Here is a 242-nt window from a genome sequence, read left to right on the forward strand (position 1 = left end):
GTATTTGGTATATTTATTCTTATACCAAAGTTAGCTACTATGGTATTATCTCCATCACCCTCTCCATTATCATAAGCTCTTACTCCATAAGCTCCACCTAAAGATGAACTCTCAGAAGAATCTAATTCAAAATTCCCTAATACCTTTTGATAGTTTATATTTAAAGTATGCATAATGTATTCATTAATACTATAATAATTATTCACACTAGCATTGAGTTTTCTAAACCAACCAAAGCCTTT

The 242-nt window shown here is 29.8% G+C and carries 1 pseudogene; it reads right to left on the minus strand.

Annotation, left to right across the window (positions count from 1 at the left end):
- A pseudogene (locus tag CAMP5082_RS08395) lies at positions 1 to 242 on the minus strand (ShlB/FhaC/HecB family hemolysin secretion/activation protein); the annotation flags it as partial.

Source organism: Campylobacter sp. LMG 17559, from assembly GCF_024723605.1.
Lineage (GTDB): Bacteria > Campylobacterota > Campylobacteria > Campylobacterales > Campylobacteraceae > Campylobacter_D.